Below are 21,741 nucleotides of genomic sequence, written 5' to 3' on the forward strand. Positions count from 1 at the left end.
AAGATGAAAATAAAGTGAGGAATTTGTGGATATTTGTATTTTTATCATTTTTGCAGTTGTTACAGGTAGATTGTGGGGAGCGAGTCTGTCGTTGGTCGTTCATCGTTGTGGAGACCAGATGCTGACGCATCTGGTTCTGAACGTATGGCCCGACCGACGGCCGGGAAGGACGACGGCGCCGGGTACTGCGGCGCCTAACCCACCACCAGCCTTGCGGCTGGTCCCCCGCCCTTGCAAAGGGCGGATATACGCTCGGGCCTTCGGCCCATTGTTTATTTCAGTACAAGGGCGAAGCCCACGTACTTGTTATCCGCCCTTTGCAAGGGCGGGGGACCGTTGCGCCTGCGCAATGGTGGTGGGTTAGCAGCCCCCTGAGCTGCGTTTCCATTCGGGAGCATTTGCCTCCGGCAAAAGGTCTCCTTTGGCGTGAGGCGGTCCGGCCCCACCGTCCCTGCTCTTCACTCTTCACTCTACACTCTTCACTATTTTTTTCATTCGTTGTTCCACCAACTGTTTTTTTCAGGTTCCCGGGCTATACTGGAACCATAAAGAGGCCCGGTCACCGAATACCGGTGCCGGGCCCAATGTAAAGGGGAGTGACTGTTATGAAATTCAAGGTTAACGAAAATTGTATCGGCTGCGGGCTGTGCGAAGGGACCTGCCCTGCTGTGTTCCATATGACGGACGCCGGTGTGGCGGAAGCCATTCCCGATGTTGTTCCGGCTGAAGAAGAAGCCAATGCCCTGGCTGCCATGGAAGGCTGCCCGGCAAGTGCCATTGAAAAAGTAGAAGACTGAGAGTAAGGAAAAAAGACCGGCGGCTGCCGGTCTTTTTTTTGTCAGCGGTCAGCGGCCGATAGAGACCAGATGCTGCCGCATCTGGTTTTGAACGTTTTTGCCCCCTGGGCGGCCGGGATGGGCTTGCCTGCGGCAAGCCCCTACAGCGTTGGGGTCAAAGATCCATCAGGAAAACCATAGGGACGGAATTGTCGGGGCATCTGTGTTTTTCTGACCAGCAGCCCGAATGTCCGACGGAGACGCCGCAGGGGCGGGCCGAAGGCCCGCCCTTCCCGGCCCTTACAGCTTCGGCAGCTTCTCCACTCCTGCCACCGGGCAGTCGTACTGGCCGTTGTTCTTGGCCTGGAATTCTTCTTTGGCGGCTGTCAGCAGGGCCGGGTCTTCCAGGACTTTCACCGCAGTCAGGGCGATGACTTTGCCGGCGGTGAGCATGCCTTTCTGGCCGATGCTGGAATTCACCTGGCCGGTTTTGTACCAGGAATGGCCCGGAGTGCCCAGGGCTTCGGTGGCCACGTTGAAGTAGTAGGTGGGAGCGATGAAGCCCACGTCCCCCACATCGGTGGAGCCGAAATCCAGTTCTTCCCGGTCGGGATCAAAGTCCTTGATCTCCGTATCCAGGGGCCGGGCCAGTTTTTCTTCCAGCCGGTCCCGGCCGTACCGTTTCAGGATCATGTCCTTTTCTTTGGTCTTCATGCTGTCGCTGAAGGAATCGGTAAAGGCTTTGGCCAGGGCGAAGTCCCGGTCATCCCATTGGGGCGCACCGATGGCGTGGAAGGCTTCGGTGGCTGCCTGGGCCAGGACTTTGTTGTTGATGTATTCGGAATAGCCGGATTCCCGTTCCACAGTGACCTGGGTGCCGCAGATGAGAGCCGCCCCCCGGGCCACGTCGTCCAGCCGGGGAACGATTTCCTTCACCTGCCGGTAATAGGGGGCCCGGACCACATAGCGGACCGCCGCATGGTCCTGGACCACGTTCGGGGCCCGGCCGCCCACGTCCAGATAGGCGTAGTGGATCCGGGCTTCCATGATCACGTGTTCCCGGAGGTAATTGGCCCCCACCCCCATGATCTCACAGGAATCCAGGGCGCTGCGGCCCAGTTCGGGAGCGCCTCCGGCGTGGGAGGTGATGCCTTTGAACTTGTAGGTCCGGCACACGTTGGCGTTCAGGTGGGGGGTGGCGGTGCGGTTTTCCGGAGCCGGATGCCAGGTAAGGAAGAAGTCCACCCCGTCAAAGGCCCCGTCCCGGGCCATGAAGGCTTTGCCGCTGAGGTTTTCTTCTGCCGGAGTACCGAAATACACCACGGTGCCCGGTTTGCCGGTTTCTTCCAGATAGTCCTTCAGGGCCAGGGCGCCGGCCAGTGCCCCGGTGCCCAGCAGGTTGTGGCCGCAGCCATGGCCGGGGCAGCCTTCGTGTTCCGGCTTTTTCACCGGGCAGCCCGCTTCCTGGCTGAGTCCCGGCAAAGCGTCGTATTCTCCCAGGATCCCCACCACCGGGCGTCCCTTGCCCCAGACGCCTTTGAAAGCAGTGGGAATGTTCACCAGATGACGGGTAACGGCGAACCCGTGGTGTTCCAGGGCCTCACAAAGGGTTTCGGCGGACCGGGTTTCTTCGTAGCCCACTTCCGCCAGTTCCCAGATTTTCCGGCTCAGGCCGATCAGTTCCTCCCGGTACCGGTCATCCACCGCCCGTTCAATGATTTTCTGTGCATCCATACCATCACGCTCCCTAGAATAGAAGATGGTTTCATTATAGCACAAAGAAGGGGCTGCTTTTCCAGGCAGCCCCTTTACTCACAGATACTTCTTCTCCAACCGTTCCAAAATTCCCAGGTAATGGTCCTGGACCCCTTTGGCCCCTTCTTCTTCCTCGAATTTCCTGCTTTTGGCGTCGATGTCCGCCAGGTCTTCCGGGGTCAGCTGGTTTTCGGCGAAGGTGTACACCACGTTGTTTTCCTTTTCCACGTGGCGCTTCAGCAGCCGTGCGTAGCCCATGGCTTCCGTCAGGATGTCCAGCTTGTATTCGGTCTTGGGATTCTTTTCGTATTCATCCAGGGCGGTGGCCAGGCTCATGGCGTGGTCCCGGCCCAGGTCGTGTTCCACCAGCATCCCGTGGGTCACCAGGTTATCCGCCACCCGGCCCAGCTTCTGCACCATCACCGGGAACAGGAACTTTTCTTCCTTCCCGTGATGATGTTTGTCCGCATAGTTCCGGATGAAATCCACCATGTCCCGAAAATCCCCCACGTCCACCGGAGACAGTTCCAGGATCCCGATGCAGGCCTGGCGGATCACTTCCAGCATCCGGCTGATGTTCTCATGTTCTTTTTTCATGCACTCAATGCTGTAGGTCATGGTTCTTCCTCCTTCAGGCCGCTTTGGGACGGAGCACGTAATGGGTGTGGTCTTCCTGTTCCAGGGTGTAGCCGGTGTTTTCCAGCATCCCTTCCATCATGGCATCCCGCAGGATGTAGTACACCCGGGGGTTCACGTCCGCTTCCTGCCAGTAGCCCCCGTGGAGATCATCGGTCTGGTCCCAGGCGAAGGCATCCGGATTCTGGTCGGTGACCTGGTTCACCCGGTCGCAGGGCATGCCGTTCAGGAAGGCGTCTTCAAAGGCCCGGTAGATGGCGGAAGCATCGGCGTCCGAACCCAGAGCCCGGTCCTGGCCCACTTCCCGGGCCAGTTTTTCCAGTTCCGGCAGCAGGTTGTCGTTGTGGTGGAGCAGGGCGGACACCAGCTGGGCATAACGGCCTTCCGCATCGTGGATCCGGCCCTGGAGCCAGCCGTGGATGTTGGTGGTGTCGATCAGTTCGTCCAGAGGACGGGTTTCTTCCTTTACATAGTCAGCTGCCGGTTTGTCCCCGGTGCCCCAGCCCTGTTTTTCCGCTTCTCCGGCGATCCGGGCGATGATGGCTTCCTGGAGCTGGATCTTGCCGTACAGCCAGTGATGGATGGGTCCCAGAAATGCGCTCATGGTCTCCCCTCCCCTCAGTTTTCCGCCAGAGCGGCGTTCACAGCGTCAACCACCTTCTGAGGGTCCAGCCCGTGGACGAAGGCAGCGTCATTCAAAGATTCCATCTGGGAAGAAGGGCAGCCCAGGCAGTGCATCCCTACAGCCTGGAGAGCCGGGATGGCTTCCGGATGTTCAGCACAGATCTTGCCAACCAGCATTTCGCCCGTGATTTTCTTTGCGTTTTCCATTTTCATTTCCTCCATTGTATGATGATTTTTGTTTTTCCTTATCAGCAGAACCTGGCCTTGCGGCAGGTTCTTTGTTTCCTTACATGTCATAGTATACGGGAGGAACAAAAAAAGATATGTTGTTTTAACAACATATCTTGGTTTTCTTTATTCAGTTTCGGGATTTTCCGTCTCTTCCGTCTTGGCCTCTTCCAGGGCTGCGGGCTCAGGGTCTTCCACCCGGTGGGGATACAGCAGGGAATCTCCCCGGCCCGGGGTCAGATAGTACCCGTAATTTTTCAGATACCGGTACATGACTTCCACCGTGTGGAGCATCTTTTTCTGAGCGTCCTGGCTCAGGTCTTCCGGGCCGGCAGGAGGCGCCATGGGCATCCGCAGCACATTGGCCCCGCTCTGGACGCTGAGGATCTGGCCGTGGGCATGGATCCGCCGGATGGACCAGGGAGCCACAATGTTGGCCCGGGGGAACAGGATCCGCAGCACCGCCGTAAGCCGCAGGTATTCTTCCAGGGCCATCCGGTCCTGCTGGTAGAAAGGTGTCCCCTCTTCCGGCAGGAAGGGGGTCAGGGTGATGGAATGGGGAGCCAGCTCCTGGAGCAGGGTCAGATCCCGGACCAGGTATTCCGCCTGTTCATAAGGGGCTCCCACCAGGAACCCGGTATCCGTTTCAAAACCCAGGTCTTTCAGATCGTTGATGCAGGCGATTTTGGTGGACAGGGAATGGGTGGGAGGATGGAGCCGGGAAAAATGGAGAGGATCCGCGGTCTGGAAGCTGAGGAAATACCGCTGGGCCCCGGCCTGGTGGAGCCGGTGGTAGGACTGGCGGCTCCGTTCCCCGATGGACAGCCCCAGGGCACAGTCCGGGAACTGCTTTTGCAGGTTCCGGAGCAGGTTGCACATGATCATGTCCGTATAGTAGTGGTCTTCCCCGCCCTGGAGCAGGAAGGACCGGATCCCCATCTGGTACCCCAGTTCGCAGGCGCCCCGGATCTGTTCCCAGTTCAGCCGGAAACGGGGCAGGTCGTTGTTCTCTTCCCGGCGGCGGCAGAACAGGCAGTTCTGGGGACAGTGGTTGGTGAATTCCAGCACCCCCTGGAAATGCACCTTCCGGTGGAACACAAAATTCATGGCCTCCTGGGCCCCCCGGAACAGCTTGGCCCGGAGCAGAGGATCCTCCGTCAGCAGGAGTTCTTTATACTCCTCCTCCGTAAGCACGGAATATTCCTTCAGCTTGTCCACCAGATCCACAATGTCCACCCGCCCTTTCCTTTTGATTGCAGTACTTTTATTATACACTAGGTTGGATAAAAAGAGTAGGCAGAGTTCCTTGACAAGGGAAAATCACTACGATATACTAACTCTGTTAGCTTATGGAGGGGTGGCCGAGTGGTTTAAGGCACCAGTCTTGAAAACTGGCGATTCCGCAAGGGACCGTGGGTTCGAATCCCACCTCCTCCGCCAAATATTGAAAAAAGAGCTGTTGCCCGGGCAACGGCTCTTTTTTTGTGCGGAATGGGCCCCTCTGGGCGGCCGGGATGGGCTCGCCTGCGGCTAGCCCCTACAACCTTGGGGTCAGGGATTCACCACGGAAAATTCTGAGGACGGGGTTGTTGGAGGATCCGTTTCTCTGACCGTTGTTGTCAGTCCCCGATTCCAACTTTGTACGGCAGCCCGGCCCATGGTTCTATATCCGCCCTTTGCAAGGGCGGGGGTATCCATGCCCAGCATGGGTGGTGGGTTAGCAGCCCACAGGGCTGCGTTTTCATTCAAAAGCATTTGCCCATGGCAAATGGTCTCCTTTAGCGGGAGGCGGTTGATGCATGGAGCGGGCGGCCCTGCCGTCCCGCTCTTCCCTCTGCACTCTTCACTCTGCCCTTTCAAACATGCATGAATAACGGTACTGTGATGGAGGCTTCTCCAAGAACTTGTTGACACATACAATACCGTTCCCGTAATTGACTTTCCTGTCTTTCTGGCCTATAATGGAATCAGCCAGAAGGACAAAAGGTGCATACTTGCACGAATACCCCCGGGGGGCTAGCCCGGGGGTATTTTTTGGCTAGTTGCCGTCTTTATCGTGCTCGTCTAACCATTTGCGAATAAGGGTATTCCCACCTTCGCTGCAATTGAAAAAAGAGCTGTTGCCCAGGCAACGGCTCTTTTTTTGTGCGGAATGGGCCCCTCTGGGCGGCCGGGAGGGGCTTGCCTGCGGCTAGCCCCTACGGCGTTGGGGTCAGGGATTCACCACGGAAAATTCTGAGGACGGGGTTATCGGAGGATCCGTTTCTCTGACCGTTGTTGTCGGCCCCCGATTCCAACGTTGTAGGGGCGCAGGGCCGGCGGTCTTATATCCGCCCTTTGCAAGGGCGGGGGTATCCATGCCCAGCATGGGTGGTGGGTTAGCAGCCCACAGGGCTGCGTTTTCCTTCAAAAACATTTGCCCATGGCAAATGGTCTCCTTTGGCGGGAGGCGGTTGATGCATGCCCTCTGGGGGGACTTACGGTTTGATTTTTTTAACCGGATTCCTTACCCAGTTGCTCTCTCGATGCCTTACCTCTTTTTTACTATCTTCCTTCTCTTCCATCTTCAACCAGCCAGCCACTCGTTTTCTCAGTTCTTCGCTGAAGCCTTCCAGATCGTCCTGGGTGATGGCTCCTTCGTGGATCAGGCAGAGGATGTTGCTGAACATCCGGGACCTGCGCATTTCGCAGAGTACGCCTGCATCTTTTCTGTGTTCCAGGAGTTCATCCTCCAGTTTATGGAACCTTTCGGCTGCCTGGGTGTCTTCTTCCAGGATGGCTTTATACTGTTCCAGCAGGGTGGCCATGTAATTTTCCTGCCAACCTGGAAGGCGTTTTCTGAACAGTTTCCAATCGGATTCGATGCACATGGTTGAAATTTCTCCTTTGGTTTCATTCATCGTGGGTCGTTCGTCGTTGTAGAGGCCCCTTGGGCGGCCGGGAAGGGCTTGCCTGCGGCTAGCCCCTACGGCGTTGGGGTCAGGGATTCACCACGGAAAATTCTGAGGACGGGATTGTTGGAGGATCCGTTTCTCTGACCGTTGTTGTCGGCCCCCGATTCCAACGTTGTAGGGGCGCAGGGCCGGCGGTCTTATATCCGCCCTTTGCAAGGGCGGGGGTATCCATGCCCAGCATGGGTGGTGGGTTAGCAGCCCACAGGGCTGCGTTTTCCTTCAAAAGCATTTGCCCGTGGAAAATGGTCTCCTTTGGGCGGGAGGCGGTGGTGCATGGAGCGGGCGGCCCTGCCGTCCCGCTCTTCCCTCTTCCCTCTGCACTCTTCACTCTGCACTTTTATCCTGCAGCTTCCTGCACTGTTCCTGGTTCAGCCGATACCATTCTTCCCGGGGCATTTTGTCCTTCAGGAACCGGTCGTAGTACTCGTCCACCCGGCACAGGAGGGGACGTTCCTGGTAGATGCGGCACAGGCGGGTGGCTCCGTCGTAATGGCGGCACACCCCGTCTCCCCGGTCCAGGTTTTTGGCCAGGGGGGTGCGGCCCACTTTTTTACAGCACTGGCCGCATTTACTGCAGGGAAACATGGTCCAGGCCCTGTGCCAGCATTTTTTCCGATTCCGGGGTCAGGGTCCCGTCTTCCCGGAGGAGAGGGGTATCCAGGACAATTTTCAGGGTCTTGGCCAAAAGGGCCGCCTTCCCCACCTGCTGTTTTTCTTCCGGGGTGTACTTTCTCCAGTCGGTTCCGCTGTGCCGGAGCACGGCCTGGAGCTGTTCCAAGCTGGCGGCGAAATGGCCTTCCAGAGTGTCCAAAAGGCTGCGGATCTGGTCCCCCCGGGTCCGGATGGCGTCCATGAGGGCGATATTGCTGTCGCACCGTTCTTCGAATTCCCTGACTTCTTCCCGGTAGGCCCGGGCCTGGTCCATGGCTTCGTCGGCCTTGTTTTCCAGGAAAATGCCGGCCACCATCAGGGCCGGTGCCGCCACGATGCCGCCCAGCACTGCCGTGCCTCCGGCGATGCCCAGGCCGCCGGCAGCCAGGGAACCTCCTCCCAGCCAGGCCAGGGTGGCGTTGGTGGCGGCGGCCCCGGAAAGGCCGGCAATGGCAGTACCAGTAGAGGCGGTGGCCAGGGCTCCTACGGCTCCGTAGGCTCCCAGGGCCATGGCGCCTCCGGCCAGGCCCCCTTCCACGGCGCCGGTGGAAAATTCCAGGGCCTTCTGGGAAGCAGCGGCGATTTCCTTCAGGGCCGGGCTGTCCGGCCGGAAGTCCCTCAGTTCTTCCAGGCCCACGCTGTTCCGGAAATCCACGTTCTTGATCCGCCGGAATTCCTTCACAAAGGTCTGCAGGGAACCGGTAAGGATATTCATTTTGGTCTCCCCCAGCTGCCCGATGGCGGTTCCGGCCTGTTCCCGGGCTTTTTCCCGTTTTTCTTCCGCCCGCTTGGACCGCCGTTCGTACCGATGGGCCATGTCCTTGGCATCATTCATTTTGCTGACGGCGGAAACGGTCTTCTTCACTCCCTTGCCCCCGATCACCAGGGCAGCAGCTCCTAAAAGCAATGGAATCATGGTTTTCTCCTTTCTACAGAACAAAATCCTTGGTATCGTCTTCCATCAGGTTTTCGAACTCTTCCTGGGAATGGATTCCCAGATCCTGGCCAAAGGCCCCGGCGATCCGGTTCAGGCCGGCGGCCATCTGGTCGAAATCCCCCTCCAGGTCGGCCAGCACAAACTGGTCGTACCCTTCCTGGATGGCCCGGCCCCGTTCCTGGAACAGCCGGGTACAGGCGGCCTGGAAGGATGCCCGTTCTTCCCGGAGCCGGGCGATGTTTTCGGCGGTGATCCGGGCGATGGTTTCGTACCGTTTCCGGGCCGCACGGGCTTCGGCGGCGGCTGCCATGAACTGACCAGCAAAGGTGCCGTACAGGGCGCCGCCCACCAGGCTGCCCACCAGGGCTCCCACAAAGGGAATAGGGATCAGGGCCTGACCGGCAGCTGTGGCATAGCCGGTCCATACGGCAGCACAGCCGGTGTTCCCCAGCTGGGTGATGCATTCCGCGGTGGTGATTTTCCCCTGGCCGTACTGGAGCAGGGTACCTCCCACGGCCATGACCCCGGCCACCACCTTGCCGGGGAGGCCGGCCTTCACCAGGTTCTGGACCAGGGGCGAACTGGCACTGGACAGGGAACGGGCTATCACCGTCACGCTGCCTCCCAGGGCAAAAGCGGTGCCCCCGGAAGCGGCGGTATCCCGGACCAGATCCCGGAGGGCTTCTTCCGTGGTCTTTTCCCCTTTAATCACCGCAACTACATTGCCGGCCCCGGACAGGCAGGCGGTCATCAAGGCGGCTCCCTCAGCCGCCTGGGCCCCGGACTGGAGAAAGGCGTCTCCCATGTGCCCCAATGCTTTTTTCTTCAGGGTCCAGTCAATGGCCTTTTGGGCTTTTGCTTCGTCCTCCAGTGCCTGCTTTTTTCCCCCCTTGGTGAAACGGACCCCTTTGTCCCGGCGGTAGTCCTGGTTGTTGCCCATCTGGGTGTTGCTCCGGTCTCGCTTTGCGTTGTTGAAGCTCCGGTTGGTAATCTGCAGGTTGGCCTTCTGGTTCACCGCTTCCTTGATGTCATCGTTGGTAATCCAGGGATTGTCTTTGTATTTCTGAAATACCTTATGGACGGACTGGGTATGGTCCACTTCCGCCAGATGTTTCTGCCAGTCAGCACCGTACTGGGCTTTGGCCTCCTGTTTCCGCATTTTCAGCAGGTTGCCGGTGTAGGGATCCTTCGGGTCCCCCTGTTGGAAGGCCTGGTTTTTGGCAGCCTGGAGAGCCTGGGGATCTTCGTAGAGTTTCCGGTTGTAGGTGGGCGGTTTCCGGAATTTCTCCTCCAGGGCCGCCAGGGTCCGGTCCAGGGACTGGCCGGCCCAAAGACCCGCCCCGGCCCGGAAGGAAGCGGACCGGGCCTCCTCGGCCTGTTGTTTTTCGGTTTTGGGTTCGTTTGTCATAGGTGGCTCCTTTGCAAGGATTGATTCATTGTGGGTCGTTGTGGAGGCCCTCTGGGCGGCCGGGATGGGCTTGCCTGCGGCTAGCCCCTACGGCGTTGGAGTCAGGGATCCGTGGTTCTGGCGGGCCGCCGGTTGTGCGGCCTCTACGGATCCGTGCCGTCCCGCTCTTCCCTCTTCACTCTGCACTCTTCACTGCTTTTTCCTACTTTTTCTCCCGGCTGCATTTTTCCGCGTCCATGGCCAGGGCGAACATAAGGACGTGGAGGGCGTCAGCGGGGTCGTTGATGTCCATTACATAGGTGTCGGACAGGTGGAACAGTTCTTTGCCGATGGTGGCCACCCGGTTTCCCCGGGCATCCCGGATGGTGTAATCCCACTCCAGGAAGTTCCCTTCCACGGTCCAGCCGTTGAAATCGATGGAAAATTTAGGCGAAAACAGGGACAGTTTCTTGCTGATCCTGCCGATGTACCGGCCGCCTTCATACAGTTCGAATTTGGGCAGCAGGGTGATGATTTTTTCTTTCACCAGGCCCAGTTCGTGGCCCTGGGGGTCGCAGATCTTCAGACAGTGGCCCCAGGCCAGCTGGCCTTTCACCACATAGACGGTATTGCCGTTTTCGTCGTAGATGTCATAGCTGTCGAACCAGGAAAAGATCCGTTGACGGAACAAGAGTTTCATGGCCGCACCTCCCTTTTTGGTTCTATGGTACCACAAAAAGGGGCTGCTGCAAATGCAACAGCCCCTTTTCAGTTGTGAATTGTGAATTGTCAATGGCCGACTGAGTCTCGTACAATATCCAAAATATGGTTTCCCACGTCTTCCTTGCTCATAAGCTCCAGGCTGCGGATCTCTCCGCTGGGGAACAGGAGCTTCACCACGTTGGTGTCGGTGCTGAAGCCGGCGCCTTTCATGGTCACGTCGTTGGCCACGATCATGTCCAGGTTCTTCTTCCTGACCTTGGCGGCGGCGTTTTCCAGCAGATGCTGGGTTTCGGCGGCAAAGCCCACCAGGAACTGATGGGTCTTCTGCTGACCCAGCTGCTTTAAGATATCCGGGTTCTTGTCCAGGTCCAGGGTAAGGGTATCGTCGTTTTTCTTGATTTTCTGCTCTTCCGCATGATGGGGCCGGTAATCAGCCACGGCAGCGGCCATGATCACCACATCCACCTGGGGATAGGCTCCCAGCACCGCATCCATCATTTCCCGGGTGGTTTCCACGTTCTGGAACTTCACGTTCCGGGGAGCCGGGAGAGCCGTGGGACCGGATACCAGGAACACTTCCGCCCCTCTCCGGGCGGCGTCCCGGGCAATGGCGTAGCCCATCTTTCCGCTGGACCGGTTGCCGATGAACCGGACCGGGTCGATGGCTTCCCGGGTGCCTCCGGCGGTGACCAGCACCTTGAGGCCCCGCAGATCCCCTTCCCGGCTGGCCAGGAACCCGTCGATGAAGGATTTGATGTCTTCCGGTTCCGGCAGCCGTCCGGACCCGTTCACCCCGCAGGCCAGATGGCCGGCAGCGCTGGGCATGATGGTGATCCCGTCCTGGCGCAGGGTGGCCAGGTTCCGGACCACCGCCGGGTTGTTCAGCATATTGGTGTTCATGGCCGGGCAGATGATCTTGGGTTTGTCACAGGCCATCAGAGTGGTGGACAGCAGGTCGTCGGCAATGCCGTTGGCCATTTTCCCGATCATGTCGGCAGTGGCCGGAGCCACCACCATCACATCGCACCAGCGGCCCACGGCCACGTGTTCCACATTGAATTCCGCGTTCCCGGCCCACAGATCCGTGGCCACCGGATTCCCGCTGATTTCCTTGAACAAAAGGGGCGAAACCAGATGGGTGGCGGCGTCCGTCATGATCACCCGCACCTGGGCTCCCGCCTGGACCAGCCGGCTCACCAGGGTCACAGCCTTGTAGGCGGCAATCCCCCCGGTGACCCCCAATGCAATCTTTTTGCCTTCCAGCACCTGGGGCCTCCTTTTATTTCTTCATTTCCTTCAGGTCTTCTTTGGTGGCAATGGTCACCAGGCCTTCGCCGATTTCGTGGAGGGCGATGGAAACAGGCTTGTTGGAATCGCACTTCACCAGGGCCGGTGCATGGTCCACCAGCTGCCGGGCCCGTTTGGAAGCCATAATCACCAGGGCATATTTGCTGCCCACTTTGTCAGCCAGATAGTCAATGGAAGGATCAATCATGGACATAGTTACATTCTCCTTTACTTCTCCTGCGCGTTTTCTGCGCAGTCACAGGTGCCGTTATGGCAGATTTCGTCAACAATGTAATAGGTGCGGCCCACCCGCAGGTGTTCCACATCGATGATCTTGCTCACCTTGTCGGTGGCCTTTTCCACTTCGTCGTTGACCACGATGTAGTCATACTTGGAAGCGTAGGCCAGTTCGCTGGTGGCGGCGCTGAGCCGGCGTTTGATCACGTCCACCGCGTCGGTGCCCCGTTTGTAGATCCGCTTGGACAGTTCATCCAGGGAAGGCGGCACAATGAACACGAACACTCCGTCGGGATAGCTTTTCTTCACCTGGAGGGCCCCCTGAGGGTCGATTTCCAGGATTACATCCAGCCCTTCCGCCAGTTTGTCCAGCACATACTGCCGGGGGGTGCCGTAGTAGTTGCCGTACACGGAAGCATGTTCCAGCAGGCCCCCGTTCCTGATCATTTCTTCGAACTCATCCCGGGTCTTGAAGAAGTAGTTCACCCCGTCCACTTCCCCGTTCCGGGGCTGGCGGGTGGTGCAGGACACCGAGTAGGCCATTTGGTCCCGTTTTTCCCGGAGCCGGGCGCAGATGGTGCCTTTGCCGGCGCCGCTGGGGCCGCTGAGTACCAGCAGAATTCCCTGAGGTTTATTCATTGGGTTCCTCCTTTTCTTCCGCAGCCGTATCATCGTCCTCTTCCGGAGTGGCGAACCGGTTGGCGATGGTTTCCGGCTGGAGGGCAGACAGTACAATATGGCCGCTGTCCATAATCAATACGGCTCTGGTCCGCCGGCCATAGGTGGCGTCGATGACCACACCCTTGTCACGGCCGTCCTGGACAATCCGCTTGATGGGAGCGCTGTCCGGTCCGATGATGGTGATGACCCGCTGGCCGGATACCATGTTGCCAAAGCCGATGTTGATCATTTTGATGTCCATAGATGATTTCTCTCCTACTCTTATTGTATATTCTGGATCTGTTCTCTTACCTTCTCGATTTCGCTTTTCATATCCACAATGGTCTGGATGATCCGGGCATCCCCTGCCTTGGAGGCTATGGTGTTGGCTTCCCGGTTCATTTCCTGGACCAGGAAATCCATCCGCCGTCCCACCGGTTCCTCCTTTTGGAGCAGCTGCCGGAACTGCCGGAGATGGCTGCGGAGCCGGACGGTTTCTTCCGTCACATTCACCCGGTCCGCGTAAAGGGCCGCCTCCTGGATCACCCGTCCCTCGTCCAGAGGCCCTGCCCCGGCTTCCTGGAGCAGGTCCCGGAGCTGACCGGTGATTCTTTCCCGGTATTCCGCCACCGTTTCCGGGGCCCGGGTTTCGATGGTCCCCAGCTGGGTCTCGATGGTGCCAATCCGTTTTTCCAGGTCGGCGGCCAGTTGTTCCCCTTCCGCCTTCCGCATGGCCAGCAGCCGGTCCAGGGCTTCTCTGATGGCCTGTTCCATCCCGGGCCACAGCCGGTCCAGATCCACCGTTCCTTCTTCCGGCACCAGCACATCCTCACAGCCGGCTATGAAAAACAGGTCCTGCCGGGAAGCTTCTTCAGTGGATCCCAGCAGGTGCGCAAGTTCTTTCAAACTATCATGATAAGCCTTTGCCAGCCCTTTGTCAACTTTTACCTGACGGCCTTCCGTCCCGGTATACACCGCTGTCACGAACACATCGGCATGGCCCCGGCTGATTTTCCCCAGCAACTGCTTCCGGATCCGGTTTTCCACCGGGTTCAGGAACCGGGGCAGCCGGAGGGCCAGCTCCGCATACCGGTGGTTCACGGTCTTGATCTCGATCTGGAAGGAAAAGTCCTTTTCTTCCCAGGCGCCCCGGCCGTAGCCGGTCATGCTCTGTACCATGTCCCTTCCCCCTTAGTTCATATTGGGCAGCTTCAGCACAAATTCCCGGGTACCGGCGTATTCATCGGTGGCCGCCAGCACCATGGTCCGGTTGGGGTCCACCTTGGACAGGTCGAAATAGACGAAGTACTGGAGATCCCACACATTGTTGTCCTCCAGTTCCCCGGACTGCTTGTTGAGGATCTGCATGTCCCGCTGGGAGGCATTGTTCAGGTTGCAGGCATAGGGTTCCAGCACATTCTGGCCCTGGTACATCCGCAGTTTCAGGTTCCTGGGCTCCAGTTTCACACTGGTGCTCAGGTTGAGACCCAGGGCCAGCACTCCGTCATACTGTTTGGCCACCTTCATGCCCTGGGGCACACTGGGGGTGCCCCCGTCCGCTGCGGTCTGCCGGGCATCCACCGCCGCCGTCAGGAAGGGGGTATAGACCACCACCCGTTCCCGGAGGCCGTAGGGATTCATCTGCTTCCGGTCGTAGACAGTCCAGGGAGCCAGCAGCTCTCCCAGGGACGCCCCCTTCCGTTCCACGCCGTAGACCTGGGCGGCCTGGATGGTGGTGGGCGTCAGGGGAAGCATGGCGAAGGCGGGCTGGGTGAGCAGCAGCAGGGCCGCTGTCAGAGTTCCGATTTTTTTCATGGTATCCTCTCCTCTATGGTTTGACCGAAAAGTCCAATACGGTTTATACTAATCAATATATTATAACGAATTTAACGAAACACTGCAAATATTGGAGGAAACCATGAATCTGGAAGGTATTGCCCTGCAGCTCCTGACCCGGGAACTGACAGGAGCTTTAAGCGGCGGAAAAATTTTCAAGATCTTCATGCCCAGCCGTGAATCCCTGCTGCTGCAGGTGAACCGGCTGAACCGTACGGTGAATCTTTTGATCGACATGAACGGGGCCTCCCCTCTCATCACCCTGCCGGAGACCCTGCCGGAGCGGCCGGACCTGCCCCCCAGCTTCTGCATGCTGCTGCGGAAGCACCTGGAGGAAGGCCGGATCGCCCGGGTGACCCAAAAGGGCCTGGACCGGATCCTCACATTGGATGTGGATCTCATCGGGGCGGAACGGAAGATCATCACCAAACACCTGATCCTGGAACTTACCGGGAAGAACAGCAACATCATCTTCACCGACGAAAAGGGAATCATCCTGGACGCTCTCCGGCATGTAACAAAAGCCCAGAGCCGGGTCCGGCAGATCCTTCCCAACCTGCCCTACACCCTGCCCCCTGCCCAGGAAGGCCTGGATTTTCTCCAGGCGGACCCTCACGCCATCCGGGAGGCTGCTGTGGCCCAGGGGGATGTGAGTCTGGTCCAGGGGCTCATTGCCGCCACCCAGGGGATCGGGAAATACACCGCCCAGGAAGTGGAACTGCGCAGCGGCTTTACGGGACCGGTGAATCTTATGGACCTGGAAGGGGCCCAAAAGGTGGAACAGGCCATCGGAGCCATCCAGCAGGAGATCCGTCAGCGTCTGGAAGGCACGGACCCGACCGTGGTGGCCCAGATCGACAGCCGGAACCGGATGAAGAACCTGGTGCCCTATGAGCCCCAGACCCATCCGGAATGGACCCGGAAGGTGTTCCCCTCCCTGCTGGCGGCCCAGGCCTACAGCGCTTCCCTGGTGCCGGTCCAGATTCCGGAAAAGGACCTACTCACCAAGGTGGTGGCCAGCCAGGAAGCCAAGACGGAAAAGAAGCTGAAATACCTGGCCCAGGACCTGGCCAAAGCGGAAAACGCCGAAACCCAGAAGATCATGGCGGACACCCTGATGGCCTACGGCTGGTCCCTGAAAAAGGGCCAGACTTCCTGTGAACTGGACAGTCTCTACGACGGAAAGAAGCTGAAGATCGCCCTGGCTCCGGAACTGACCCCCATGGAAAACGCCCAGGCCTACTACAAACGGTACAACAAGTTCAAACGGGCGGTGGGAGAGATCCAGCAGCAGCAGAAAGAGGCCAACGATCTGCTGGAATACCTCCAGAGCCTGGAAGTGTCCCTGGAAACCGCCTCCACCAAAGGGGAGATCGGGGAGATCAAACAGGAGATCATCTCCCTGGGCCTTTTGCCCCAGCCCCGGAAGAAACAGCCTTCCCAGAGCCGGTCCACCCCCCTGAAGGTCCAGCTCACCCCGGACACCTTCCTTTATATTGGAAAGAACAACCGGCAGAACGATTATGTGACCTTCAAGCTGGGCCGGGGCAGCGACCTGTGGTTCCATGCCAAGAACATCCCCGGGTCCCATGTGATCTTAAAGACCACCCTGCCCCAGCCCCGGGAAGAGGACATCCTGGCCGCCGCCCAGCTGGCTGCCGGGTACAGCAAGGGACGGAACGCCGACCGGGTGCCGGTGGATTATGCGGAGAAACGGCTGGTGAAAAAGCCCTCCGGAGCCAAGCCCGGATTCGTGATCTACACGGGCCAGACCACCCTATATGTAAAACCTTGTACAACTGTCCACGTCAAAAAGGACTGATTCTGCTTTTCGTTGACACTCTTTTCCCATCGTGTTACAGTATTGGTTATATTACGGCGGAAACGCCAGTACATGAGGGAAAAGAGGAATACTATGAGAAGTACAACAGTGAAAAAAGGTTCCACCCGGGCGGCCCACCGCTCTCTGTTCTATGCCATGGGATATACGGAAGATGAATTGAAAAAGCCGCTCATCGGCATCTGCAATGCCCAGAATGAAATCATTCCCGGCCATATGGATCTGGACCGGATCGCCAAGGCCGTTAAATATGGTGTGCTGGAAAACGGCGGCACCCCCATTGAATTCCCTGCCATCGGTATCTGCGACGGGATCGCCATGGGCCATGACGGGATGAAATACCCGCTGGCCAGCCGGGAGCTGGTGGCGGACAGCATCGAAGCGGTGGCCAACGGCCATGCCTTTGACGCCCTGGTGCTGATCCCCAACTGCGACAAGATCGTTCCCGGGATGCTCATGGCCGCTGCCCGGCTGAACATCCCTACGGTGGTGGTCAGCGGGGGCCCCATGCTCCCGGGCCGGTACCAGGGGAAGGACATCAGCGTCAGCACCGTGTTCGAAGCCGCCGGCCGGTTTGAAGCCGGGAAAATCAGCAAACAGGAACTGTCTGCCATCGAACACTGCGCCTGCCCGGGCTGCGGCTCCTGTGCCGGGCTCTTTACCGCCAACACCATGAACTCCCTGACGGAAGTGCTGGGCATGGGCCTGCCGGGCAACGGCACCATCCCTGCCGCCTACCAGGGTGCCCGGATCGCCTTGGCCAAACAGGCCGGGAAACAGGTAATGGAAATGCTGGCCAAGAACATCCGGCCCCGGGACATCATGACCGCCAAGGCCTTCAAGAACGCCATTACCGTAGACATGGCCATGGGGGGCTCCACCAATACCTGCCTCCACCTGCCGGCCATTGCCCATGAAGCCGGGGTGGACCTGACCCTGGAAGAATTCGACGAAATCAGCAAGAAGACCCCCTACCTGACCAAGCTAAGCCCAGGTGGCACCTTCCACATGGTGGATGTGGAAGAAGCCGGGGGCATCCGGGCAGTGATGAACGAACTGGCCAAGCACGGACTCATTGAAAAGGACTGCCTCACCGTCACCGGCAAGACCGTAGGCCAGAACATCAAGGGCGCCAAGATTCTCCGTCCGGAAGTGATCCACACGGTGAAGGACCCCATCCGGAAAACCGGGGGCATCGCCGTGCTGAAAGGGAACATCGCCCAGGACTGCTCTGTGGTGAAGGAAAGCGCCGTGGCTCCGGAAATGCTGAAACATTCCGGTCCCGCCCGGGTGTTCAACTCCGAAGACGAAGCCATCGAAGCCATTGTGGGCAAGAAGATCAACCCGGGTGATGTGGTGGTGATCCGCTACGAAGGGCCCAAGGGCGGCCCGGGGATGCGGGAAATGCTGAACCCCACCGCCGTGATCACCGGCATGGGCCTGGGGAAATCCGTGGCGCTCCTCACTGACGGCCGGTTCTCCGGAGCCACCCAGGGGGCCTGCATCGGCCACATCTCCCCGGAAGCCCGGGAAGGGGGCAATATCGCCCTGATCGAAGAAGGGGACATCATCGACATCGATATCCCCAACCGGACCCTGAACGTGCGGGTCAGCGACGAAGAGCTGGCCAAGCGGAAGGAAAACTGGGTGTGCCCGGAACCCAAGGTGAAGAAGGGCTACCTGGCCCGGTACGCTTCCCTGGTGTCCTCCGCAGCACAGGGAGCGGTGCTGAAGTTTAATTAAGGATAAAAAAAGACTGGCGCCTACGGCGCCAGTCTTTTTTTCCACGATTGGGGTGTGAATCTTTTCACACCCCCTTTTTTCTCTCCATATCCTTCATCACCCACTGCCAGGCACACCAGGCGAACAGGCCGGCGGTCAGCCAAGCCATGGGGTCGCAGGCGGCGGAGATGGCGTAGCTGTGGGTGTGCATGCCCAGAAGGGCCGTGCCGCCCCGGGCGGCCAGTTCCACCACCCCGCACAGGGTGGGCGCCAGGGCGTACCCCACCCCCTGCATGGCGTTCCGGTAAATGAAGATGCTGCTCAGGGGCAGGTAGAACCACATGGCAATGTCTCCATAGGTTTGGGCCCAGGGCATAAGGGCCGCCGGGTCCGTATCCCCGGAAAAGAAGAAGCCCATGAGCCAAGGCAGCAGATAGTGGAGCACCACCGCCGCCAGCACCGAATACAGGGCCATCACCCGGAGGGATTTCTTCACCCCCAGGCGGATCCGTTCCAGGTCTCCCCGGCCGAAATTCTGGCCTGCATAGGTGGCCATGGTCTGGCCCATGGACAGACACCCCTGGGTCAGCAGCATGGATACCTTGGAAGCCGCCGTATAAGCCGCGGCAGCGGTGGAACCGAACAGGTTGATGGCAGACTGGGCAATCATGATCCCGGAGGCGGTGATGGAAAACTGGAGAGCCATGGGCACCCCCATCCGGAGCTGTTCCCGGGTCTCATACCGGTACAGTCCCCAGTCCTGTTTCTCCGGCACCAGTACCGGGACTTTTTTCAGGATGTACACCAGGCACAGGAGCACGGAGAGCCCCTGGCTCACCACCGTGGCCAGGGCCGCCCCGGCTACTCCCATGCCAAACTGGATGATCAGCAGCAGATCCAGCCCCACATTGAGGCAGGCGGAAAACACCAGGAAGAACAACGGGGCTTTGCTGTTCCCCACGGACCGGAGGAACACGGAAGCCATGTTGTAGAATACGTTGGTGAAAAGCCCCTGGAAAATGATGGTGATGTAAGTCCGGGCATCGTTCCAGATATCCGCCGGCGTGTTCAACAGTTCCAGGAGCCAGGGCACGGCGGCGGTGCTCAAAAGTGTCATGGCTCCGGAAAGGAGCAGCGCCAGAAGGGTGCCGTTGGCTACGCTCCGGCGGACCCCGGCCTCATCCCTGGCCCCAAACCGCTGGGAGGTGAGGATGCCGAAACCGGCGGTGATCCCCAGGGCAAAGCCCAGGACCAGGAACATCAGGGTGCCGGTGGAGCCTACGGCCGCCAGAGCCCCGGCCCCCACATACCGGCCTACGATGATCATATCCGCCATGTTGTACAGCTGCTGGAACACGTTGCCCACGAACATGGGGAAAAGGAATTCCAGGATCAGGGGAAGGATGGGTCCCCGGGTCATGTCTTTTTGCATGGTTGTCACACCTCATAGAAAAAAGGGGCTGTTGCTCACGCAACAGCCCTTTTTATCAGCACAATTTCGCGCCGGCGGGGATATGGGGATCCAGCATCAGGAGATGGAGTTTCCGTTCTTCCCCTTCCATATGTTCCGCGCTGAGCAGCATCCCGCAGGATTCGATGCCCATCATCTTCCGGGGCGGCAGGTTCACAATGGCCACACAGGTCTTGCCGATCAGGTCTTCCGGATCGTAGTAGGCCTTGATGCCGCTGAGGATGGTCCGGTCGGTGCCGGTGCCGTCGTCCAGGGTGAACTGGAGCAGCTTCTTGCTCTTGGGCACGGCGAAGCAGTCCTTCACCTTCACCACCCGGAAATCGCAGTCTGCAAACTTGTCGAAATCCACATAGTCGGTGAAGAGCGGTTCGATGGTCACGTTGGAGAAGTCGATCTTTTCCGGTGCCACCGTTTCGAAAGCCGGAGCTGCAGCAGTTTCGGCTGCCACAGGAGCGGCGGCAGGGGCCTTGGCTGCTTCGTTCTTCCCACCGTCCAGAGGCTTCATGGTGGGGAACAGCAGCACGTCACGGATGGACACAGCCCCCGTCAGGAACATTACCAGGCGGTCGATGCCAATGCCCAGGCCCCCTGTAGGAGGCAGGCCGTGCATCAGGGCGTTGATGAAGTCTTCGTCCATCATCCCGGCTTCGTCATCCCCGGCATTCCGTTCTTCCACTTGTTTTTCGAACCGTTCCTTCTGGTCCAGAGGATCGTTCAGTTCGGTGAAGCCGTTGCACAGTTCCCGGCCGAAGATGTACCCTTCGAAACGGTCGGTGATGTCCGGATCCGCCACACTGCTCTTGGCCAGAGGAGAGATTTCCTTGGGATGGCCGGTGATGAAAATGGGCTGGATCAGGTTCTTTTCCACGAATTCATCGAAGAAGGCGTTGATGATCTTGCCCACGCCCCAGGCGGGTTCCACAGCCACACCGGCTTCTTTGGCCAGCTGCCGGGCCACTTCCACGTCCTTGACGCCGGTGAAGTCCTTGCCGCTGTATTTCTTCACAGCGTCGATCATGGACATCCGGGGCCAGGGCCCGGTCAGGTCGATTTCCGTGCCTTCATACTGGATCTTCAGGGTCCCCAGGACCTTTTCCGCACAGGTGGTGACGATCTTTTCCGTCAGGTCCATCATGGTGTTGAAATCCCCGAAGGCTTCATAACATTCCAGGGTGGTGAATTCCGGGTTGTGTTTGATGTCCATCCCTTCGTTCCGGAACACCCGGCCCAGTTCGTACACCCGTTCCAGGCCCCCTACCACCAGACGCTTCAGGTTCAGTTCCGTGGCGATCCGGAGATACAGGTCGATGTCCAGGGCATTGTGATGGGTAATGAAGGGCCGTGCGGTGGCGCCCCCGGAGATGGTGTTCAGCACAGGGGTTTCCACTTCCAGATACCCCTGGTCGTCCAGCACCTGCCGAATGCACTTGATGATCTGGGTCCGTTTCACGAACACATCCCGGACTTCCGGGTTCACGATCAGATCCACATACCGCTGACGGTAGCGGATTTCCTTATCTTTCAGCCCATGCCATTTTTCCGGCAGGGGTTTCAGGGCCTTGGAGAGGAATTCCAGTTTCTGGACCCGGATGGAGGGTTCCCCCATATGGGTCTTGAACACGGTGCCTTCCACCCCTACGATATCCCCGATATCCAGCAGTTTCACCACGCTGTAGGCTTCTTCGCCCAGTTCGTCCTTCCGGACATACAGCTGGATCTTGCCGGTCTTGTCCTGGAGATCCATGAAACAGGTCTTGCCGTGGCCCCGGATGGCCAGGAGACGGCCGGCCACTTTCACTACAGTGCCGGCAGCTTCCATGGCATCCACCTGGTCATGGACTTCTTTGGTGTGATGGGTCCACTGATAGGCATGGCCAAAGGGCAGGATGCCCTTTTCTTCCAGTTTGTGCATTTTATCCAGACGGACCTGCATCTGTTCATTGACGTCTTCGTCCGCCAGTGCTTCCTTCTCTACGTCCGGTTGGTTCTTCTTTTCGTCGGACATGAAAACCCTCCT

General features: G+C 58.8%; 21 protein-coding genes and 1 tRNA gene. 4 read left to right on the forward strand and 18 right to left on the reverse strand.

The genetic code is table 11. The annotated features are described in order from the left end of the window. Positions 1 to 605: 605 nt before the first annotated feature. The gene (locus FX155_RS00605; protein WP_154487323.1) at positions 606 to 797 is read left to right on the forward strand and encodes a ferredoxin; all 192 of its coding nucleotides are present in this window, start codon (positions 606 to 608) and stop codon (positions 795 to 797) included. Positions 798 to 1,076: 279 nt separating this feature from the next. Here FX155_RS00605 and FX155_RS00610 read toward each other — a convergent pair whose 3' ends face one another. The 5 genes from FX155_RS00610 to hydE form a co-directional block, all read right to left on the reverse strand. Continuing rightward, complete coding sequence (locus FX155_RS00610; protein ID WP_154487324.1) at positions 1,077 to 2,510, reverse strand: amidohydrolase; 1,434 nt, start codon at positions 2,508 to 2,510, stop codon at positions 1,077 to 1,079. 78 nt (positions 2,511 to 2,588) lie between these two features. Further along, positions 2,589 to 3,149, reverse strand: a complete 561-nt coding sequence (locus tag FX155_RS00615) for a hemerythrin domain-containing protein (protein WP_022488167.1) — start codon at positions 3,147 to 3,149, stop codon at positions 2,589 to 2,591. Positions 3,150 to 3,162: 13 nt separating this feature from the next. Next, the gene (locus tag FX155_RS00620) at positions 3,163 to 3,771 is read right to left on the reverse strand and encodes a hypothetical protein (protein ID WP_022488168.1); all 609 of its coding nucleotides are present in this window, start codon (positions 3,769 to 3,771) and stop codon (positions 3,163 to 3,165) included. Between the two features lie 14 nt (positions 3,772 to 3,785). Beyond that, positions 3,786 to 3,998, reverse strand: coding sequence for a DUF1858 domain-containing protein (locus tag FX155_RS00625; RefSeq protein WP_022488169.1), 213 nt, complete (start codon positions 3,996 to 3,998; stop codon positions 3,786 to 3,788). A gap of 147 nt (positions 3,999 to 4,145) precedes the next feature. Continuing rightward, positions 4,146 to 5,255 carry a [FeFe] hydrogenase H-cluster radical SAM maturase HydE gene (hydE, locus tag FX155_RS00630; protein ID WP_022488170.1) on the reverse strand — a complete coding sequence of 370 codons (1,110 nt, stop codon included), beginning with the start codon at positions 5,253 to 5,255 and terminating at the stop codon, positions 4,146 to 4,148. Positions 5,256 to 5,370: 115 nt separating this feature from the next. Between hydE and FX155_RS00635 the strand changes: the two genes are divergently transcribed. Then, positions 5,371 to 5,459, forward strand: a tRNA-Ser gene (locus FX155_RS00635). A gap of 1,037 nt (positions 5,460 to 6,496) precedes the next feature. On the opposite strand, the gene FX155_RS00640 is transcribed toward FX155_RS00635, so the two are convergent. From FX155_RS00640 to FX155_RS00690, 11 genes are all read right to left on the reverse strand, one after another. After that, positions 6,497 to 6,889: a multidrug transporter gene (locus FX155_RS00640; protein ID WP_195839585.1), complete on the reverse strand. Its 393-nt coding sequence runs from the start codon at positions 6,887 to 6,889 to the stop codon at positions 6,497 to 6,499. A gap of 408 nt (positions 6,890 to 7,297) precedes the next feature. Then, entirely contained in the window at positions 7,298 to 7,558 is a 261-nt protein-coding gene (locus FX155_RS00645; protein ID WP_154487325.1) for a YkgJ family cysteine cluster protein, read from the reverse strand. Next, positions 7,542 to 8,540 (reverse strand): hypothetical protein, encoded by a 999-nt coding sequence (locus FX155_RS00650; protein ID WP_154487326.1) that lies wholly within the window; start codon positions 8,538 to 8,540, stop codon positions 7,542 to 7,544. The genes FX155_RS00645 and FX155_RS00650 overlap by 17 nt, the downstream gene beginning before the upstream one ends. Before the next feature lie 13 nt (positions 8,541 to 8,553). Next, positions 8,554 to 9,969, reverse strand: a complete 1,416-nt coding sequence (locus FX155_RS00655; protein ID WP_154487328.1) for a hypothetical protein — start codon at positions 9,967 to 9,969, stop codon at positions 8,554 to 8,556. A gap of 202 nt (positions 9,970 to 10,171) precedes the next feature. Beyond that, positions 10,172 to 10,648: an LURP-one-related/scramblase family protein gene (locus FX155_RS00660; RefSeq protein WP_022488176.1), complete on the reverse strand. Its 477-nt coding sequence runs from the start codon at positions 10,646 to 10,648 to the stop codon at positions 10,172 to 10,174. 89 nt (positions 10,649 to 10,737) lie between these two features. After that, positions 10,738 to 11,937: a bifunctional phosphopantothenoylcysteine decarboxylase/phosphopantothenate--cysteine ligase CoaBC gene (gene coaBC / locus FX155_RS00665; RefSeq protein ID WP_022488177.1), complete on the reverse strand. Its 1,200-nt coding sequence runs from the start codon at positions 11,935 to 11,937 to the stop codon at positions 10,738 to 10,740. 13 nt (positions 11,938 to 11,950) lie between these two features. Beyond that, a complete protein-coding gene (rpoZ, locus tag FX155_RS00670) occupies positions 11,951 to 12,172 on the reverse strand; it encodes a DNA-directed RNA polymerase subunit omega (protein ID WP_022488178.1) in 222 nt (73 codons plus the stop codon). A 14-nt stretch (positions 12,173 to 12,186) separates the two neighbouring features. Beyond that, a complete protein-coding gene (gene gmk / locus FX155_RS00675) occupies positions 12,187 to 12,834 on the reverse strand; it encodes a guanylate kinase (RefSeq protein ID WP_154487330.1) in 648 nt (215 codons plus the stop codon). Next, entirely contained in the window at positions 12,827 to 13,117 is a 291-nt protein-coding gene (remA, locus tag FX155_RS00680) for an extracellular matrix/biofilm regulator RemA (RefSeq protein WP_022488180.1), read from the reverse strand. Before remA ends, gmk begins: the two co-directional genes overlap by 8 nt. Before the next feature lie 20 nt (positions 13,118 to 13,137). Further along, complete coding sequence (locus FX155_RS00685) at positions 13,138 to 14,034, reverse strand: YicC/YloC family endoribonuclease (protein ID WP_195839586.1); 897 nt, start codon at positions 14,032 to 14,034, stop codon at positions 13,138 to 13,140. A 12-nt stretch (positions 14,035 to 14,046) separates the two neighbouring features. Further along, positions 14,047 to 14,670, reverse strand: coding sequence for a hypothetical protein (locus tag FX155_RS00690; protein WP_022488182.1), 624 nt, complete (start codon positions 14,668 to 14,670; stop codon positions 14,047 to 14,049). 103 nt (positions 14,671 to 14,773) lie between these two features. Here FX155_RS00690 and FX155_RS00695 point away from each other — a divergent pair, with 103 nt between their 5' ends. Both FX155_RS00695 and ilvD read left to right on the forward strand, forming a co-directional pair. After that, entirely contained in the window at positions 14,774 to 16,513 is a 1,740-nt protein-coding gene (locus tag FX155_RS00695) for an Rqc2 family fibronectin-binding protein (RefSeq protein WP_154487332.1), read from the forward strand. A 93-nt stretch (positions 16,514 to 16,606) separates the two neighbouring features. Continuing rightward, a complete protein-coding gene (ilvD, locus tag FX155_RS00700; RefSeq protein WP_154487334.1) occupies positions 16,607 to 18,274 on the forward strand; it encodes a dihydroxy-acid dehydratase in 1,668 nt (555 codons plus the stop codon). A 64-nt stretch (positions 18,275 to 18,338) separates the two neighbouring features. Here the strand turns inward: ilvD and FX155_RS00705 are convergent, their stop codons facing one another. Together FX155_RS00705 and lysS are read right to left on the reverse strand one after the other, a co-directional pair. Further along, on the reverse strand, positions 18,339 to 19,685 hold the full coding sequence (locus FX155_RS00705) for an MATE family efflux transporter (protein WP_154487336.1): 1,347 nt from the start codon (positions 19,683 to 19,685) through the stop codon (positions 18,339 to 18,341). A gap of 55 nt (positions 19,686 to 19,740) precedes the next feature. After that, positions 19,741 to 21,729: a lysine--tRNA ligase gene (gene lysS, locus FX155_RS00710; RefSeq protein ID WP_022488186.1), complete on the reverse strand. Its 1,989-nt coding sequence runs from the start codon at positions 21,727 to 21,729 to the stop codon at positions 19,741 to 19,743. Positions 21,730 to 21,741: the final 12 nt, after the last annotated feature.

This window comes from Acidaminococcus fermentans, assembly GCF_009696675.1.
Taxonomy (GTDB): domain Bacteria; phylum Bacillota; class Negativicutes; order Acidaminococcales; family Acidaminococcaceae; genus Acidaminococcus.

Coding starts and splice junctions, on each gene's coding strand:
- FX155_RS00650 (WP_154487326.1), bottom strand. CDS start 8,540: ATGATTCCATTGCTTTTAGGAGCTGCTGCCCTGGTGATCGGGGGCAAG.
- FX155_RS00610 (WP_154487324.1), bottom strand. CDS start 2,510: ATGGATGCACAGAAAATCATTGAACGGGCGGTGGATGACCGGTACCGG.
- lysS (WP_022488186.1), bottom strand. CDS start 21,729: ATGTCCGACGAAAAGAAGAACCAACCGGACGTAGAGAAGGAAGCACTG.
- FX155_RS00690 (WP_022488182.1), bottom strand. CDS start 14,670: ATGAAAAAAATCGGAACTCTGACAGCGGCCCTGCTGCTGCTCACCCAG.
- FX155_RS00685 (WP_195839586.1), bottom strand. CDS start 14,034: ATGGTACAGAGCATGACCGGCTACGGCCGGGGCGCCTGGGAAGAAAAG.
- FX155_RS00615 (WP_022488167.1), bottom strand. CDS start 3,149: ATGACCTACAGCATTGAGTGCATGAAAAAAGAACATGAGAACATCAGC.
- FX155_RS00620 (WP_022488168.1), bottom strand. CDS start 3,771: ATGAGCGCATTTCTGGGACCCATCCATCACTGGCTGTACGGCAAGATC.
- FX155_RS00640 (WP_195839585.1), bottom strand. CDS start 6,889: ATGTGCATCGAATCCGATTGGAAACTGTTCAGAAAACGCCTTCCAGGT.
- FX155_RS00625 (WP_022488169.1), bottom strand. CDS start 3,998: ATGGAAAACGCAAAGAAAATCACGGGCGAAATGCTGGTTGGCAAGATC.
- gmk (WP_154487330.1), bottom strand. CDS start 12,834: ATGAATAAACCTCAGGGAATTCTGCTGGTACTCAGCGGCCCCAGCGGC.
- ilvD (WP_154487334.1), top strand. CDS start 16,607: ATGAGAAGTACAACAGTGAAAAAAGGTTCCACCCGGGCGGCCCACCGC.
- rpoZ (WP_022488178.1), bottom strand. CDS start 12,172: ATGTCCATGATTGATCCTTCCATTGACTATCTGGCTGACAAAGTGGGC.
- FX155_RS00645 (WP_154487325.1), bottom strand. CDS start 7,558: ATGTTTCCCTGCAGTAAATGCGGCCAGTGCTGTAAAAAAGTGGGCCGC.
- FX155_RS00655 (WP_154487328.1), bottom strand. CDS start 9,969: ATGACAAACGAACCCAAAACCGAAAAACAACAGGCCGAGGAGGCCCGG.
- remA (WP_022488180.1), bottom strand. CDS start 13,117: ATGGACATCAAAATGATCAACATCGGCTTTGGCAACATGGTATCCGGC.
- FX155_RS00695 (WP_154487332.1), top strand. CDS start 14,774: ATGAATCTGGAAGGTATTGCCCTGCAGCTCCTGACCCGGGAACTGACA.
- FX155_RS00660 (WP_022488176.1), bottom strand. CDS start 10,648: ATGAAACTCTTGTTCCGTCAACGGATCTTTTCCTGGTTCGACAGCTAT.
- FX155_RS00705 (WP_154487336.1), bottom strand. CDS start 19,685: ATGCAAAAAGACATGACCCGGGGACCCATCCTTCCCCTGATCCTGGAA.
- FX155_RS00605 (WP_154487323.1), top strand. CDS start 606: ATGAAATTCAAGGTTAACGAAAATTGTATCGGCTGCGGGCTGTGCGAA.